Source organism: Caballeronia sp. EK, assembly GCF_014384845.1.
Taxonomy (GTDB): domain Bacteria; phylum Pseudomonadota; class Gammaproteobacteria; order Burkholderiales; family Burkholderiaceae; genus Caballeronia; species Caballeronia jiangsuensis.
Genome location: NZ_JACSUE010000005.1, coordinates 67027 through 81166, shown reverse-complemented (window position 1 = coordinate 81166; position 14140 = coordinate 67027). Strand labels below are relative to the sequence as shown.

Genomic DNA, 14140 nt, shown 5'->3' with positions numbered 1-14140 from the left:
GGGTAGGACGATCTGCCTCGACCTTAAGTTCGACGAAAAAAAATTCTGCGTGGATGCCGATGATGTACCTGCGCTGCGGGGCGTTCCCATCGAGAACCTCAGCACCGCAACGCTCGTTCTGAATGGTGCTGGACTAAGGTTTCCGTCTGTCGGCAATCTAACGTACTACATACCTGCGCTGACTCGCGGAGTGTATGGAGAGAGCGAAATCGGCGTGCGAGCTCCGCGATCTGGTAAATAGTCTCCTGAAGTCGCACGTCTTTGCAAACGTGATGCATCCGACACCAAAGAGCGTTCGTTCCGTTTCGTCTTCCGTCGCTTATGTCATTTGCACTTACATGACCGAGGTTCGAACGAAAGCCAAGCAACGCATTCACATAAGCCGAGGTTACATGCTTGTGAGTATATGTTGGGCTTTGGCAGTTGCGATTTGGGCGGTGTACATAGCTATCCTTTTAGCTGACCCGCAGAGTAATTGGACCGCGATAGGAGGTGCCGCAACCTCAATCGGCGCGATCGCGACTGCGGCCAGCGCAGCCGGAGCTTTCTTCGCCGCCCATGTTGCGCTAGACATCGGACAGCGACAGGAAAAAATCAGAATAAGTACGGGGGAGCTGTTGGCGACGCTGGCGGCCGTAGAACTGCTACCCGTAATAAAGCAAATGAAAGTTGACATACGGACGCTTCAAGGCGAGCTTCTCCGCGCTAGAAAAAAGCTGTCAATGCACGATCGCTTCAGACCGGATCCTATCTACGAAAGGCACCTTCGCTCGCTTTCGTTTTCCCTTGCTGACCAGATATCTTTGGAGCACGTCACCCTTATAGCGTCTAGCGCGCCAGAGGCGGCTAAATCGCTTGCAGCAGCAAGAAGCTTAATTCGTATTCTTCATCAAGAAATAGTCCAGCGCGGAATCGACTGGACGGAAATTCGCCGCCTCCAGAATGAATATTATGAGCCTGATCAGGACGAGTGGCGCAAGCTCGCAGCCCGTGCCGAATCAGAACTCACGTTGGCAGAGCACGGATGCGAAAAATTGGCGACTCGGCCGTGCGGTTCTTCGTTGTGACGATCATGCTGGCAACTTCGAGAAGTACGAGGCGCAGTCGGTGTTCTCAGGTCTTTGTCTTTGTTTTGGGGCGCAGCGAGCACTTGCACGCGTGGGACAAATTGCCTAATCTTTGCGGAGAGTAGGCGTCGTGTGGCCACAGCCTGCGAAGTCCGCTTCTTTCGGAAGGAAGCGGACTTTTTTTTGGAGTGCTTGATGACGAGATTCGGACGCTGGCTGGCTGACCTGATCGGCGCGCCGCTCGTCACGTCGATCGAAACCGCGTCGCTCAATCCCGGCGACCTGCTGATTTTTCATCTGCCCGACAGCCTCTCGCCGGATCAGGTCACTGCACTACGCGAGCAGCTTGCGACGCGACTGCCGACGACGATCAATAGCTGCCTGATGGTCGGCGACGATATCCGCGTCGATATCGTCCGCGTCGTTGATCCTGCCAGCCGCCCGATGCAGCGGCCTATCGGCGGATAGCTCTAGGAGGTCTCATGCTCACGATGCAACAGGCCCGCGAGATGCGGCAGGGCACTACTTTGTCTGGCGACCGGAATCAGTGCAGCGATTGCAGTCTGCTGTTCAATTCGTCCGCTGCATTCGATAAGCACCGGACAAGCCGCATTGGTGTCTACGAAGGCGAGCAGGCCCGCAGGTGCATGACCCGTTCAGAGATGGAACTTAGTGGTATGGCACTCAATCAGGCAGGGTTCTGGGTAAATCACCGTCAACCTGCAGCCTATGTCGCTGAGTTAATCCGGGAACAAGCTGCCGTAGGAGTCCTAGAAGCCTGTGGCAACCCTGCTCAGGTAGTAGGGCAGCCGTAAGGCCTGCCATAGGCTCCTAGCAAACTGCTGAATCCCTGCTATGTCTACTGACCAGCCCCGCGTACAGGCCCGTACTCGGGGCCGTATCTGGCTCAGGATCAGGGCAAGGCAACTGCGTGACCATCCGCTGTGCGCTGCCTGCATGAGCAAGGGCTTTATCACTGCTGCTCAGGAAGTCGATCACGTCTTGCCCTTGTTCAAGGGCGGCACTGATGCACCGCCCAACCTTCAGTCGCTCTGCGTCCCCTGTCATGAACTCAAGACACGCGCCGACCTCGGCCTGCGTGCTGGCGGCTGTGACCTGTTCGGCTCGCCGCTCTCTCCATCGTTGCCGCGTTCGTCATGACCTCATGCCGCGCCGTCGCGACTCGCGGGACGGTCGTGGGGGGGCCATTTGTAAATTTTTCGGCGGCGGCAGGACACCAGCCCGCTGCTTCTTTTTCCGAAATCCGTTCTATCGCCGGGTCTGCCCGATTAGGAGTTTCAATGGACCAGCCTGCTAAAGATGCCCCGGCCCGCGCTCAGTGGCCTGCGGCGAAGGTGCAGCTATGGGACATCGAGAAACTGATTCCGTATGCGCGCAACGCCAAGCAGCACTCAGCGACGCAGATTGCGCAGCTCGCGGCGAGCATGCGCGAATGGGGCTTCACCATGCCGGTTCTCGCCGCCGAGGATGGCACGATCATCGCCGGTCACGGTCGGGTCATGGCCGCGAGACTGCTCGAATGGGAGCGCTTGCCGGTCATGATCGCGAAGGGTTGGAGCGACGCGCAGCGCCGTGCGTATGTGCTCGCCGATAACCGGCTCGCCGAGTCACCGTGGGACGATGAACTGCTCGCCGTCGAACTCGATGCCCTTGCCGCCGACAAGTTCGACATGTCGCTGCTCGGCTTCACGAACGACGAGATGGACGCCCTTGCGAAGGCCGGCGAATTTGGCCCCGGCGCAGCAAGCGATCAGGGCGACCTGTCGCGTTTGCAGCCGATCATCTGCCCGCACTGCGGCGGTGAGGTCCCGCGACCATGAGCATGCCCGCCCGCCAGTCTGAAGCCCTCGGAGCGAAACCCGCTCTGCGCATTGATTGGGCGACAGGCGAGGCCGTTGCCTATGCCTGCGGTCACTGGCATTACTCGCGCTCGGTCCCGGTCAGCACGAACGTCAAGATCGGCGCTTGGGAGGATGACCGCTTTATCGGCATCGTCCTGTTCTCACGCGGTGCGAACCGCCATATCGGCAACCCCTACGGCCTCACGCAGACCGAGTGCTGCGAGCTATCGCGCGTCGCGCTCCGCGATCACTGCGCGCCGGTCTCGCGCATCGTCATGCTCGCCGTCAAGTTCCTGCGCCGTGCTTCGCCTGGACTACGGCTGATCGTCAGCTACGCCGACACCGTGCAGGGCCATGTCGGCGGCATCTATCAGGCGATGGGCTGGATCTATACCGGCGTCGGCAAGACCAGCCGCGTCGTCGTGCATGGCGAGGTCCTGCACGGCAAGACCGCATCGAGCCGCTACGGCAAGCAGGGTTTCAACCTGAAGTGGCTCGTCGCGAATGTGGACCCGAAGGCGACCCGCATCGACGGCGGCGACAAGCACCGCTATCTGCTGCCGCTCGATAACGCGATGCGTGCTCAGGTCGCGCCGCTTGCCAAGCCTTACCCGAAGTTATCAACCCCGCGCGAGAAGCAGGCGATGACCGGTCCCACCGGTACAGCGGCGGCGCAGCACCGACCCTCGCGCTCCATCCTTCAGACGGTGACCCATGCCCGGCATGCGAAAAGGTCGCGGAACCGTACCTAAGAAGCCGACGCATCTGCGCGTCATCGAAGGCACGACGCACAAGAACCGCAACCCGTATGAACCCAAGCCCGAACTCGCCATCCCCGACCCGCCGACGCATCTGTCACGGTCGGCGCGTGCCGAGTGGGACCGGTTGAGTGCGCACCTGTTCATGCTCGGCCTGCTCACGCACCTCGATCGCGGGGCGCTCGCTGCCGTGTGCGCGGCCTACGGTCGCTGGGTCGATGCCGAGGAAGCGCTCGAGAAAATGGGCCGACCGCTGCTCTACAAGACGACCAACGGCAACTGGATACAGCATCCGCTGATCGGCACCGCGAACCGGGCCGCATATCAGTACGTGCATCTGGCCGCCGAGTTCGGTCTCTCACCTTCGGCACGCGCGAACATTCGCGTGAATCCCGATGACCACAAAGACCCGGCCAAAGCGTACTTCTGAACCGGCGTTCGATCCGGTCACGCAATACGCACGGGACGTCAGCGAGGGGGCGATTGTCGCGGGGCCTGACGTGCGCGCAGCCTGCCGCCGTCATCTGCACGACCTGCGGCACGGTAAGGCGCGCGGCCTGCGGTGGGACCTCGAAGCCGCCATGCGCATCATCAATTTCTATCCCGATGTGCTGCGGCTGAACGGTGGCGAGTTTGAGGGAGTGCCCTTCGGCCTGCTGCCGTGGGAAGCGTTCGTCGTTGGCTCGCTGTTCGGCTGGAAGCGCGCAGACGACTCGCGACGCTTCCGCGAAGCCTATGTCGAGTCGGCGAAGGGTTCCGGCAAGTCACCGCTTGCCGCAGGTGTCGGCCTGTACATGCTCGTCGCCGATGGCGAGGAACGTGCCGAGGTGTACGCAGCTGCGACGAAGAAAGAGCAGGCGCAGATTCTGTTCCGTGATGCCGTCGCGATGGTCGATCTATCTCCGGCGCTGACCGCACGCATTACGAAGTCGGGCCGTGCCGAGCGCACGTTCAATCTCGCATACCTGCACAAGGCCTCGTTCTTTCGCACGATCGCGAGTGACAGCACGGGCCAGTCAGGGCCGCGCCCGCACTGCGCACTGATCGACGAGATTCGGGAGCACAAGGATCGCACTGTCATCGACATGATGCAGGCGGGCAAGAAAGGCCGACGCCAGCCGCTCATTTTTATGATTACGAACTCGGGCTTTGATCGCACGTCGCTCTGCTACGAGAAACACGAGTACGGGCAAAAGGTCGCCGCGCAGCAGTTAGAGGATGACGCATTCTTCGCGTTCATCTGCTCGCTGGACGAAGGTGAGGACCCGTTCGAGGACGAGGCCTGTTGGGTCAAGGCGAATCCCTCACTCGGGCAGACCATTCAACGGTCCTATCTCGATGAACAGGTGCGGCAGGCGCGCGGCATGCCGTCGCTCGAATCCACGGTGCGGCGCCTGAACTTCTGCCAGTGGGTCGATGCCGCCGATCCGTGGATCAGTCTTGACCTGTGGACACCGTGCGAGGTCGGCGCACCGACGCTCGCGCAGCAGCTTGCCGAGCAGGAGGCAGGCGCGGCGCTCTGGACGAAGGTAGTCGAGCAGGCCATGACCGAACGCGATGCGCTGCTCGATCGCATGAAGGGCCGCGACGTGCTCGGCGGTCTCGACCTGTCCGGTACGCGCGATCTCACCGCGCTCGCTGCTGCATGCGTGCAGGACGATGGCAGCGTCGATGCACTCGTTGAGTTCTGGACGCCTGATGCGACGATCGACGAACGCTCACGCCGTGACCATGTGCCGTATCCCGTTTGGGTCAAGGCCGGTTTCCTGCACGCATCGAAGGGCCGCGCGATCGACTACGCCGATGTAGTCAAGCGGCTCGCCGAACTTGATGCCTTCCTCACGATCGCCGGTATCGCGTTCGACCCGTACCGGATCAAGTACTTCGAGCAGGACCTCGACGATGCCGCGCTCGCGCTCAAGCTCGTGCCGCACGGTCAGGGCTTCCACCGCGCCGCGGAGTCGGGCCTGTGGATGCCGCGTTCGATCGAACTGATGGAGCAGCTTGTGTTCGACCGCAAGCTGCGCGTCGCCTTCAATCCCTGCCTGCGCTGGAACGTCACGAGCGCGGTCACCGACACCGACCCGAAGAACAACCGCATTTTCAACAAGCGCAAGGCGACCGGCCGCATTGACGGCCTCGTTGCCTTGACGATGGCCGTCGCGCTGGCGCTCGCAGGTGAGACCGAGCGCCAGCCCGAGTACCAGATGTTTTTCCTGTGAGGTCAGCCATGAAACTTGAACGGGCTTACACGCTGCTCGACGTGCGCAGCAGTGACGAGGAACAGCGCACCATCGAAGGCATCGCCAGCACGCCGACACCTGACCGCTACGAGGATGTGGTCGAACCCCTCGGCGCGAAGTATGCACTTCCGATGCCGCTGCTGTGGCAGCACCGCAGCGATGCGCCCGTCGGTCATGTCGAGTTCGCCAAGGCTCAGGCCGATGGCATCCCGTTCAAGGCCCGCATCCTCAAGACCGACGAACCCGGCAACCTGCGCGACCGGCTCGAAGAGGCTTGGCAGTCCGTCAAGCTCGGCCTCATTCGTGCCGTGTCGATCGGCTTCCGCCCGCTGGAGTACTCGATGATGGACAGCGGCGGCTTGCGCTTCCTGTCGTGGGAGTGGCTAGAGCTTTCGCTCGTCACCATCCCCGCGAACGGTGAGGCAACCATCAATGTAGTCCGCAGCATTGACGCCTCGGAACGGGCCGCGTCCGGCCAGAGTTCGAGCCGTATCGAAACACCTGCATCGCATGTCGTGCGGCTGCACGACGACCCACGCTCGCGCGCTCGCGAACCCTTCGTGATTCAAACCATCCATCGGAGCGTGAAATGAAGTTCACCATTCAGGAACAGATCGCAGCGTTCGAAGCTCGCCGCGCGAGTGCGAGCGCCCGCATGATCGAAATTATGGAAGCCGCTGCCGAGGCAGGCGCGACCCTCGATCAGGCCCAGCAGGAAGAGTTCGACACGCTCGATCAGGATATCAAGTCGATCGACGCGCATATCGGTCGGCTCAAGTCCATCGAAGCCCAGGTCGTGCGTACCGCCTCGCCGATCATCGTCACTGATCCGACCAGCGCCAGCAATGCCCGCGCAGGTGTGGTAACGACTGGCGCGGCCTCACGCAGCCCGGTTATCACGGTGCATCAGAACGTCGCTAAAGGTACGGCCTTCACGCGGTACGCGATCGCACTCGCCCGCTCGCACGGCAACCTGATGCAGGCTGTCGAAATCGCTCGCGGCTGGCATGACAGCACGCCGCAGGTTGAAACCGTCCTGCGTGCTGCTGTGGCCGCAGGCACGACAACTGATCCGGCATGGGCCGCACCGCTGGTCGATTATCAGAACATGACCGGCGAGTTCATCGAACTGCTGCGGCCTGAAACGATCATGGGCCAGATCACCGGCTTTCGCCGTGTGCCGTTCAATACGAAGATGCCCGCGCAGACCTCGGGCAGCAGCGCGCAGTGGGTCGGTGAAGGTCAGCCGAAGCCCGTCAGCAAACTCGGCTTTGCGACCGTCTCGCTCGGCTTCAGCAAGGCCGCAGGCATCGTCGTGCTAACGGACGAGCTTGTACGGTTCTCGAACCCGAGCGCCGAGGCGATCGTACAGCGTGACCTCGTAGAGACCATCGCGCAGTTCCTCGACATTCAGTTCATCGACCCGAGCATCGCCGCAGTGGCGAACGTGCATCCGGCCTCAATCACGAACAGCGCACCGAACATTCCCGCGAGCGGGCCGACCGCTGATGACCTGCGGCTGGACGTAGGCACGCTGTTCGCGATGTTCGTGCAGGCCAACATGTCGATCCGTGGTGCGTACTGGATCATGGACCCGGTAATGGCACTCTCCATCGGCATGCTGTCGAATGCCCTCGGACAGGCCGAGTTCCCCGGCATCAACATGAACGGTGGCGTGTTCTTCGGCCTGCCGGTCGTCGTCTCGGCGAACGTCCCGCACCATGCGAGCACTGGCGCAAGCGACCCGGCGACGACCATGCTCGTGCTCGTGCTGCCGTCTGAAATCCTGATGGCCGACGATGGCGGTGTGACGCTCGATGCATCGCGTGAAGCGTCGTTGCAGATGGACGATGCACCTGCCACCCCAGCGACGCAGCTTGTCAGCATGTGGCAGAACAACTTGGTGGCGCTGCGTGCCGAGCGGTTCATCAACTGGCAGCGTCGGCGTGCGCAGGCGGTCGCCTATATCAGCGGCGCACGCTACGGCGGCAATTTCATCATTCCGACGCCGCCTGTGACCGAGGGCGAGAACGGCGAGCAGCAACGAACCGACGAAGGCCTTGTAACGACGACACGTAGCTAAATTAGCAACGAGGCACACGAGGGCACGACCGGCGACGGCGTGCCCTTTCTTTTTATCGAGGTGGCAACCATGAAAGTGTTCGCGAACCGGTCGTTCTCCTACGCCCGCACGCAGTACGAAAAAGGCGACCCGATCGAGATGCCCGAGCGCGACGCGAAGCTGCTCGAAGCGACCGGGCGTGTGGTGCGTGACAGGCCGCAGGAGCAGGCAGCAGCAGGCACCAGCAAGCCTGAGGAAAAGCGCAGCAGGCAACCCAAGCCCGAGCGCCAGCATGCCCCTGAGCAGCCGCCTATGCAGGCTGACGATGACGACACCAAGGGTCGCAAGCGAAAGAGCGGCTACAAGCGCCGCGACATGACTGCCGAGGATCGCAGCGAAAACAAGGACGACTGACATGCGCCTTTTCGGCTTTGACATTGCCGTGTCGCGTGCAGGCCCGCGCGGTGTCACGGCTCCTGTGCCGATGAACGCACAGACGGTCGGCAGCGGCCTGCTCGGGCCATTCGGTAGTGGCGGTTGGTGGCCGCTGATCGTGCGTGAGGCGTTCACCGGTGCATGGCAGCGCAATGTCGAACTGCGGCCCGAGACCATCCTCGCGTATCACGCCGTCTATGCATGCATCACGCTAATCAGTGCCGATATCGGCAAGCTCGCGGTGCGACTCATGAAGGCCGATGGCGAAGTCTGGATTCAGGGCACGTCGCCTGCATTCTCGCCTGTGCTGCGCAAGCCGAACCGCTACCAGAACCATATCCAGTTCGTCGAAAACTGGATCATGTCAAAGCTGACGCGCGGTAACACGTATGTCCTGAAGGAACGCGATGCGCGCGGCGTCGTGGTCGCCCTCTATGTGCTCGACCCGAACCGCTGCCGTCCGCTCGTCACCGAGGATGGCTCGGTGTATTACCAGCTTGATATCGACTACCTCGCGGGCGTGACCCCGCCCGATGATGGTCAGCAGTTCATCGTCCCGGCGAGCGAGATCATTCACGACCGCATGAACTGCCTCTTTCATCCGCTCGTCGGCACGTCGCCGCTGTTCGCCTGTGCGCTCGCTGCCCGTCAGGGCCTCGCGATCCTGAACAACAGCGCCGATTTCTTCGAGAACGGTGCGGAACCGGGCGGCATCCTCGTCGCGCCGGGTGCGATCAGTGACGAGACTGCGAAGCGGCTCAAGGAACGTTGGGAGGCGAACTACGGCGGCGTCAATCGCGGTCGCATTGCCGTGCTCGGCGATAACCTCAAGTACGAACCGCTGATGATGAAAGCCGTCGATGCGCAGCTGATCGACCAACTCAAGATGACCAGCGAAATCGTGTGCTCGGTGTTTCACGTACCGGGCTATATGGTCGGCGTCGGCACCGCACCGACCTACAACAATATCGAAGCCCTGAGTCAGAACTATTACTCGCAGTGCCTGCAATCGCTGATCGAGTCGTTCGAGCTTTGCATGGACGAAGGCCTTGCGCTGCCGCCTGACTTCCGCACCGAGCTTGACCTCGACGGCCTGCTGCGCATGGACACCGCGACCATGATTAAGACGCTCACCGATGGCGTCGGCGGCGGCATCGTCGCACCGAACGAAGCTCGGCAGCGGCTGAACATGCGGCCCGTCAAGGGTGGCGCAACGCCGTACCTGCAACAGCAGAACTATTCGTTGGCCGCACTCGACGAACGCGATCGCAACGGCCCGTTCGAGAAACCTGCCGCCCCTGCGCCGGTCGGCGGTCAGCCAGCGAGCACTAGCGGCAACCACGAGGACCCGAGCGAGGACGACAGCACGAAAGAGACCGAGCAGGCCCGCACGGCTCGCTGGTTTGCCCGGATCGTCAATGGCCTGACCGAGGGAGCGGACGACCATGCGTGACGTAACCACGATTCCCGATGCCTTACTTGACGTCATCGCCCGCGCGATCAGGCAGCACGTTCAAAGCTATTTCACTGCGCTCGCCGCTCGCCTCGATGCGCTCGAAAAATCAGCGGCGCGCGAGCCGGTCGTGAACGTCACGAGCTTCCCGGTGAAGGATCACAGCGAGGCCATCGAAAGTCTTCGGCGAGGGCATGAAGAGCACGGCCGTCAGATTGCTGAAGATCGGCGGGAGTTCGATCGACTGAGTCTCTCTGTGCAGGCAAGCTGTGCGACGTTGGCGGAACGGCTAGATGCGCTGGGCAGCGCAGTAGCACGCGACGCCGTTGCAACCATGCCACTCCCCCACGTAACGGATCATAGCGACGCAATCGAAATCCTGCGGCATGCACAGGACGAACATGCGCGGCAGATCAACGACGAACGCCGTGACCTCGACCGTCTGCAACACGGTATCGAGTCAATTCGCGAGCAGATCAAGACGTTAGAAGGTCGCGAGACCCCGGTGCCGAAAGATGGTGAGCCTGGGCGTGACGCCTTCGAACTCGACGTGCTGCCGGTCATCGACTTCGGCCGCGACTATCCGCGCGGCACGCTCGCCCAGCATCAAGGCGGTTTGTGGCGCGCACACGCAAATACGCACGGCGCGCACGGCTGGGCCTGTGTGGTCGATGGCATCGCATCCACGAAGGTGACGATGGACAGCGAACGCAGCTTCACGATGCATATCGAGCGCTCGGGCGGTGCGCATGAGACCGCGACCTTCGCGCTGCCGGTCATGATCTATCGCGGCGTGTTTGTGGCGGGAGAAACATACAAGGCCGGTGACGTAGTGACATGGGCCGGGTCGCTGTGGCACTGCAATGCGACGACCGACACGAAGCCCGACGCGGGCGGCGATGCATGGACGCTTGCCGCGAAGCGCGGTCGTGACGGCAAGGATGCGCGCATGTCGATCGTAGGGGCGGCAGCATGAACGGCGACCTCGTAACCGTCGATCAGGCCCGCGCGGCCCTGCGGCTCGACGATGACTTCCCCGACCTCACGATTCAGATGGCCGTGACCAATGCGAGCGATTCGGTCATCGCCTATCTGAAGCGCGAGCCGTACACCGACGACGATCCACCGCCGCCGAACGTGCAGCAGGCGACCTTGCTGCTCGCGGGCATTTTTCTGCGTGACCCGGACGGCACCGAGGCGCAGACATGGGAGCAAGGCTATCTGCCGTGGGCTGTCTGCAATCTGCTGCATCAGCGGCGTGACCCGGCGATGGAGTAGCGATGGCGAACAAGACAACCGGCCTCGCCGCAGGCCCGCTGCGTCATCAGGTGCAGCTACAGAGTCCGGTCGTGCAGATCGACGACGTGAGCGGCGAGCCGGTCATCACCGATTGGCAGGACGAAGGCAAGCCGGTATGGGCCGCGATCGAAAGCCTGAGCGGTCGCGAGTGGCTGCTCTCGGCTGAGTTCCGCGCAGGCGTGACCACACGCATCCGCATGCGCTGGCGTGAGGACGTATCCGCGCAGTGGCGTGTCATCCATACACGCAAGACCGGCGCGACGATTTACAACATCGACGCGGTGCTGCCGCGCTTCGAAGGCATGTCGGAGATGCATCTGATGTGCAGCAGCGGCGTCGTCACTCAGGGCGGACAGCCATGATTAAGATCGACTCGCATGTCGAAGGCCTCGCCGAGCTTGACCGCTTCCTTGCGACCCTGCCCGAGGAAGTGCAACGCAAGATGCTAAGCGGCAGCTTGCGCGACGCGGCCAAGCCGATCATGGATCAGGCCGCGCTCAATGTGCTGACGCTGTTCGGCGGCTCACCGCGTTCGAGCGGTGTGCTGTTCTCCCATATCACCCGCAGCAAGACGAAACGTACCGGCCTCGCGGCCCGCGTGAACGTCACTCTGAAGCGCCCGCGTGGCGCAGCGGCGAAGCAGGGCCGCCGCATCAATGGCGTCTATAAGCCCTTCGGCGATGACCCGTTCTATGGCCGCTTCCTTGAGTTCGGCACCTCGAAGATGCCTGCCCGTTCGTGGCTGCGCACAGCAGGCATTGCGAAGCAGGACGAGGCTGGCACGACGATGAACCGCGCCCTGCAAAAGCGCATGGCCGCATGGTGCAAGCGCAATGGCGTGCGCTTCATGCCGGGAGTGTGAGCGATGACCGAGGAACAGCTATTCGACCTGCTCGATAGCGTCATGCCGGGCAAGGTATTCACGCCGATCGCAAAGACCGGCACGCCTGAGCCGTATCTGATCTATCAGGACATCACGAGCCTGCCGCAGAACTCGATGTGCGGTTACGCGAACCTCGATCACGTCATCTGGCAGGTCGATAGCTATGCGAGCACACGCAAGGAAGCCAAGGCAAACATGGCCGCTGTTCTGCGTGCCTTGCGGGCCTACGACCCGCAGCCAACCATCGAGAACATGCAATCGCTGTACGAGGTAGAGACGCGGCTTAATCGCCGCATGGTGCAGGTCAATACGTGGGAGTCAACTGGAGAGACAGCATGAAAAAAGCCATCAGCGCGCAAAACACCAAGATGTATTTGGAGAACCCGAACGCCGCGCCGGTGGCAACGGGCAAGGTGTCGAGCGCAAGCAAGTCGCAGCCGTGCTACCTGACGTTCGATGATGCATCGAAGCTGAAGAACGGTGCGCCGCTCTATCTCACCGGTACAGGCTGGGCTTCGATCGACAATCAGGAATGGGTGCTGCAAGACTTGGACCCCGATGCCAAGACCGGCGCGCTTTATAACAGCGACACGTCGAAAGAGACCACCGACTTCAGCACGCTCGCGATGTACACCGTCAATGCCTTCGCCGATGTGTGCGCGCAGTCGTACTCAATCAATCAGAACCCGGCGACCTCGATCGACACGACGACCCTGTGCGATGACGAAAAAACCTCGCTCGTCGGCTTCCGCGATCCGGGGACGCTGACCTTCGATTTTTTCATCGACCCGACCGATCCCGACTATCTCGCCTTGCTCGATGCCTATGACGATGGCGAGGAACGCATGTTCGAAATCATCTATCGCAACGGCGCGGTTCGGACCTTGCCCGTCATCGTGCAGTCGATCAACGAGACAGGCGGCGTCGATCAGGCCGTGCATGGTGCGGCGACGCTCAAGATCACAGGCACGCCGGTTCTGACGCAACCCAAGGCAGAACCCACCGCAGCTTATGGCCTGTCGGTCGGCGTGACACCCGCAAGCGGCGACTCACCGCTGCACGTCACGATGAACCTCACCGAGCAGAACGGCGCGGCGGCGAAGTTCGCGATCACATGGGGCGACGGCTCAGCGGTCGAAACCCTGATCGCGACCAAGACGACAATCCATGTCTATGACACGGCGGGCACCTATACGTCGAGCGTGGTTGCGACGGTCGGCACCAAGGCGCAACCTGCCGCCGAGGGCAATCCGGTGTCGGTTAATAACCCGAGCGGAGGCTAGGCCATGAACGACATGAAGCTGCCGCCGCCCGCGCCGAAGGGTAAGAGCCAGCCGCCGAGCTTCGACCTCACGAAGCGGCAGGAGATCGTCGAGACGCGGGCCTTCGGCAAGGTCACTGTTAACGATGTAGGTGCGGATGCATTCGAGCGCATCGCCGTCGATGCAAAGAACGATAGCGACCTCATGCTGCGCATGCTGCTCGTCGCTGCTGCGGTCGGCCCAAACGGTGAGCGCTTCACGGTCGAGAGCCTGTCGGCCTTTCCCGCGCGCTGCTTCGGCGATCGCGCGAAGCTGCTGCACGCCGCTGCGCGTGTCAATGGCCTGTCAGGTGACGAGGTGGAAAAAGCCTGACCGCTCCCGCGACGCGCCTCGTCTTTGCAGTCGCAGCGCACCTGCATATGACGGCGGGCGCGGTCAGAGCAACGATGGACGCGCACGAACTCATGTGCTGGGCTTACCTGCTCAATGAAGCAGCGAAGCCACCGCCCGCACCTGAGCCTGAGAAGCCCCTCGAACTGAGCGTCGAGGACGAGATAGCGGCATGGAGGTGACACGATGGCCTCGGCAGGTTCCTTGATATTCGAACTCGCCGCTGATGTGTCGCGCCTGCGCGCGGACATGGCGAAGTCGCAAAGCATCATCCAGTCGTCACTCGACAGCATCGCGAAGTCATCCGCCGCGAGCGCAGCAATGGCGGGCGCTCAATGGGCGATGGCGTTTGCCAAGGGCTTCGCCGACAAGATCAAGTCCGCGATCGACCAAGCCGATGCCCTCGGCAAGCTGTCGCAGCGCCTC

19 protein-coding genes are annotated in these 14140 nt (G+C 62.1%); all 19 read left to right on the top strand.

The window, feature by feature from the left end; genetic code table 11:
- Window positions 1–194 precede the first annotated feature (194 nt).
- The 19 genes from IAG25_RS15790 to IAG25_RS15705 all read left to right on the top strand — a co-directional run bounded on the left by IAG25_RS15790 (window position 195) and on the right by IAG25_RS15705 (window position 13696).
- Window positions 195–1067: a hypothetical protein gene (locus tag IAG25_RS15790; protein ID WP_187605717.1), complete on the top strand. Its 873-nt coding sequence runs from the start codon at window positions 195–197 to the stop codon at window positions 1065–1067.
- A 195-nt stretch (window positions 1068–1262) separates the two neighbouring features.
- Window positions 1263–1535: a hypothetical protein gene (locus IAG25_RS15785; protein ID WP_187605716.1), complete on the top strand. Its 273-nt coding sequence runs from the start codon at window positions 1263–1265 to the stop codon at window positions 1533–1535.
- A gap of 14 nt (window positions 1536–1549) precedes the next feature.
- Entirely contained in the window at window positions 1550–1882 is a 333-nt protein-coding gene (locus IAG25_RS15780) for a hypothetical protein (RefSeq protein ID WP_187605715.1), read from the top strand.
- 142 nt (window positions 1883–2024) lie between these two features.
- Window positions 2025–2228 carry an HNH endonuclease gene (locus IAG25_RS15775; protein WP_187605714.1) on the top strand — a complete coding sequence of 68 codons (204 nt, stop codon included), beginning with the start codon at window positions 2025–2027 and terminating at the stop codon, window positions 2226–2228.
- 140 nt (window positions 2229–2368) lie between these two features.
- Complete coding sequence (locus tag IAG25_RS15770) at window positions 2369–2908, top strand: ParB/Srx family N-terminal domain-containing protein (protein ID WP_187605713.1); 540 nt, start codon at window positions 2369–2371, stop codon at window positions 2906–2908.
- A complete protein-coding gene (locus tag IAG25_RS15765; RefSeq protein ID WP_222946531.1) occupies window positions 2905–3681 on the top strand; it encodes a Mom family adenine methylcarbamoylation protein in 777 nt (258 codons plus the stop codon). Before IAG25_RS15770 ends, IAG25_RS15765 begins: the two co-directional genes overlap by 4 nt.
- Window positions 3653–4117, top strand: coding sequence for a phage terminase small subunit P27 family (locus tag IAG25_RS15760; protein WP_187605712.1), 465 nt, complete (start codon window positions 3653–3655; stop codon window positions 4115–4117). The genes IAG25_RS15765 and IAG25_RS15760 overlap by 29 nt, the downstream gene beginning before the upstream one ends.
- Window positions 4083–5909, top strand: coding sequence for a terminase large subunit (locus IAG25_RS15755; protein ID WP_187605711.1), 1827 nt, complete (start codon window positions 4083–4085; stop codon window positions 5907–5909). Before IAG25_RS15760 ends, IAG25_RS15755 begins: the two co-directional genes overlap by 35 nt.
- 8 nt (window positions 5910–5917) lie before the next feature.
- The gene (locus tag IAG25_RS41180; protein ID WP_222946530.1) at window positions 5918–6523 is read left to right on the top strand and encodes an HK97 family phage prohead protease; all 606 of its coding nucleotides are present in this window, start codon (window positions 5918–5920) and stop codon (window positions 6521–6523) included.
- Window positions 6520–8013, top strand: a complete 1494-nt coding sequence (locus IAG25_RS15750; RefSeq protein ID WP_222946529.1) for a phage major capsid protein — start codon at window positions 6520–6522, stop codon at window positions 8011–8013. The genes IAG25_RS41180 and IAG25_RS15750 overlap by 4 nt, the downstream gene beginning before the upstream one ends.
- A 69-nt stretch (window positions 8014–8082) precedes the next feature.
- Window positions 8083–8406: a hypothetical protein gene (locus tag IAG25_RS15745; RefSeq protein WP_187605710.1), complete on the top strand. Its 324-nt coding sequence runs from the start codon at window positions 8083–8085 to the stop codon at window positions 8404–8406.
- A 70-nt stretch (window positions 8407–8476) separates the two neighbouring features.
- The gene (locus IAG25_RS15740) at window positions 8477–9880 is read left to right on the top strand and encodes a phage portal protein (protein WP_255503740.1); all 1404 of its coding nucleotides are present in this window, start codon (window positions 8477–8479) and stop codon (window positions 9878–9880) included.
- Entirely contained in the window at window positions 9873–10856 is a 984-nt protein-coding gene (locus tag IAG25_RS15735; RefSeq protein ID WP_187605708.1) for a hypothetical protein, read from the top strand. Before IAG25_RS15740 ends, IAG25_RS15735 begins: the two co-directional genes overlap by 8 nt.
- A complete protein-coding gene (locus IAG25_RS15730) occupies window positions 10853–11158 on the top strand; it encodes a head-tail connector protein (protein WP_187605707.1) in 306 nt (101 codons plus the stop codon). Before IAG25_RS15735 ends, IAG25_RS15730 begins: the two co-directional genes overlap by 4 nt.
- Window positions 11159–11160: 2 nt before the next feature.
- Window positions 11161–11541 (top strand): phage head closure protein, encoded by a 381-nt coding sequence (locus IAG25_RS15725; protein WP_187605706.1) that lies wholly within the window; start codon window positions 11161–11163, stop codon window positions 11539–11541.
- Complete coding sequence (locus IAG25_RS15720; protein ID WP_222946528.1) at window positions 11502–12041, top strand: HK97-gp10 family putative phage morphogenesis protein; 540 nt, start codon at window positions 11502–11504, stop codon at window positions 12039–12041. Before IAG25_RS15725 ends, IAG25_RS15720 begins: the two co-directional genes overlap by 40 nt.
- A gap of 3 nt (window positions 12042–12044) precedes the next feature.
- Window positions 12045–12401, top strand: coding sequence for a DUF3168 domain-containing protein (locus IAG25_RS15715; RefSeq protein ID WP_187605704.1), 357 nt, complete (start codon window positions 12045–12047; stop codon window positions 12399–12401).
- Window positions 12398–13345 (top strand): phage tail tube protein, encoded by a 948-nt coding sequence (locus IAG25_RS15710; RefSeq protein ID WP_187605703.1) that lies wholly within the window; start codon window positions 12398–12400, stop codon window positions 13343–13345. The genes IAG25_RS15715 and IAG25_RS15710 overlap by 4 nt, the downstream gene beginning before the upstream one ends.
- Window positions 13346–13348: 3 nt before the next feature.
- Window positions 13349–13696, top strand: a complete 348-nt coding sequence (locus tag IAG25_RS15705; RefSeq protein WP_187605702.1) for a hypothetical protein — start codon at window positions 13349–13351, stop codon at window positions 13694–13696.
- The last annotated feature ends 444 nt before the right edge of the window (window positions 13697–14140 follow it).

What these genes read in the sequence shown, in the direction of transcription:
- IAG25_RS15790 (WP_187605717.1), top strand. Translation starts at nt 195, where the DNA reads ATGGAGAGAGCGAAATCGGCGTGCGAGCTCCGCGATCTGGTAAATAGT.
- IAG25_RS15785 (WP_187605716.1), top strand. Translation starts at nt 1,263, where the DNA reads ATGACGAGATTCGGACGCTGGCTGGCTGACCTGATCGGCGCGCCGCTC.
- IAG25_RS15780 (WP_187605715.1), top strand. Translation starts at nt 1,550, where the DNA reads ATGCTCACGATGCAACAGGCCCGCGAGATGCGGCAGGGCACTACTTTG.
- IAG25_RS15775 (WP_187605714.1), top strand. Translation starts at nt 2,025, where the DNA reads ATGAGCAAGGGCTTTATCACTGCTGCTCAGGAAGTCGATCACGTCTTG.
- IAG25_RS15770 (WP_187605713.1), top strand. Translation starts at nt 2,369, where the DNA reads ATGGACCAGCCTGCTAAAGATGCCCCGGCCCGCGCTCAGTGGCCTGCG.
- IAG25_RS15765 (WP_222946531.1), top strand. Translation starts at nt 2,905, where the DNA reads ATGAGCATGCCCGCCCGCCAGTCTGAAGCCCTCGGAGCGAAACCCGCT.
- IAG25_RS15760 (WP_187605712.1), top strand. Translation starts at nt 3,653, where the DNA reads ATGCGAAAAGGTCGCGGAACCGTACCTAAGAAGCCGACGCATCTGCGC.
- IAG25_RS15755 (WP_187605711.1), top strand. Translation starts at nt 4,083, where the DNA reads ATGACCACAAAGACCCGGCCAAAGCGTACTTCTGAACCGGCGTTCGAT.
- IAG25_RS41180 (WP_222946530.1), top strand. Translation starts at nt 5,918, where the DNA reads ATGAAACTTGAACGGGCTTACACGCTGCTCGACGTGCGCAGCAGTGAC.
- IAG25_RS15750 (WP_222946529.1), top strand. Translation starts at nt 6,520, where the DNA reads ATGAAGTTCACCATTCAGGAACAGATCGCAGCGTTCGAAGCTCGCCGC.
- IAG25_RS15745 (WP_187605710.1), top strand. Translation starts at nt 8,083, where the DNA reads ATGAAAGTGTTCGCGAACCGGTCGTTCTCCTACGCCCGCACGCAGTAC.
- IAG25_RS15740 (WP_255503740.1), top strand. Translation starts at nt 8,477, where the DNA reads ATGAACGCACAGACGGTCGGCAGCGGCCTGCTCGGGCCATTCGGTAGT.
- IAG25_RS15735 (WP_187605708.1), top strand. Translation starts at nt 9,873, where the DNA reads ATGCGTGACGTAACCACGATTCCCGATGCCTTACTTGACGTCATCGCC.
- IAG25_RS15730 (WP_187605707.1), top strand. Translation starts at nt 10,853, where the DNA reads ATGAACGGCGACCTCGTAACCGTCGATCAGGCCCGCGCGGCCCTGCGG.
- IAG25_RS15725 (WP_187605706.1), top strand. Translation starts at nt 11,161, where the DNA reads ATGGCGAACAAGACAACCGGCCTCGCCGCAGGCCCGCTGCGTCATCAG.
- IAG25_RS15715 (WP_187605704.1), top strand. Translation starts at nt 12,045, where the DNA reads ATGACCGAGGAACAGCTATTCGACCTGCTCGATAGCGTCATGCCGGGC.
- IAG25_RS15710 (WP_187605703.1), top strand. Translation starts at nt 12,398, where the DNA reads ATGAAAAAAGCCATCAGCGCGCAAAACACCAAGATGTATTTGGAGAAC.
- IAG25_RS15705 (WP_187605702.1), top strand. Translation starts at nt 13,349, where the DNA reads ATGAACGACATGAAGCTGCCGCCGCCCGCGCCGAAGGGTAAGAGCCAG.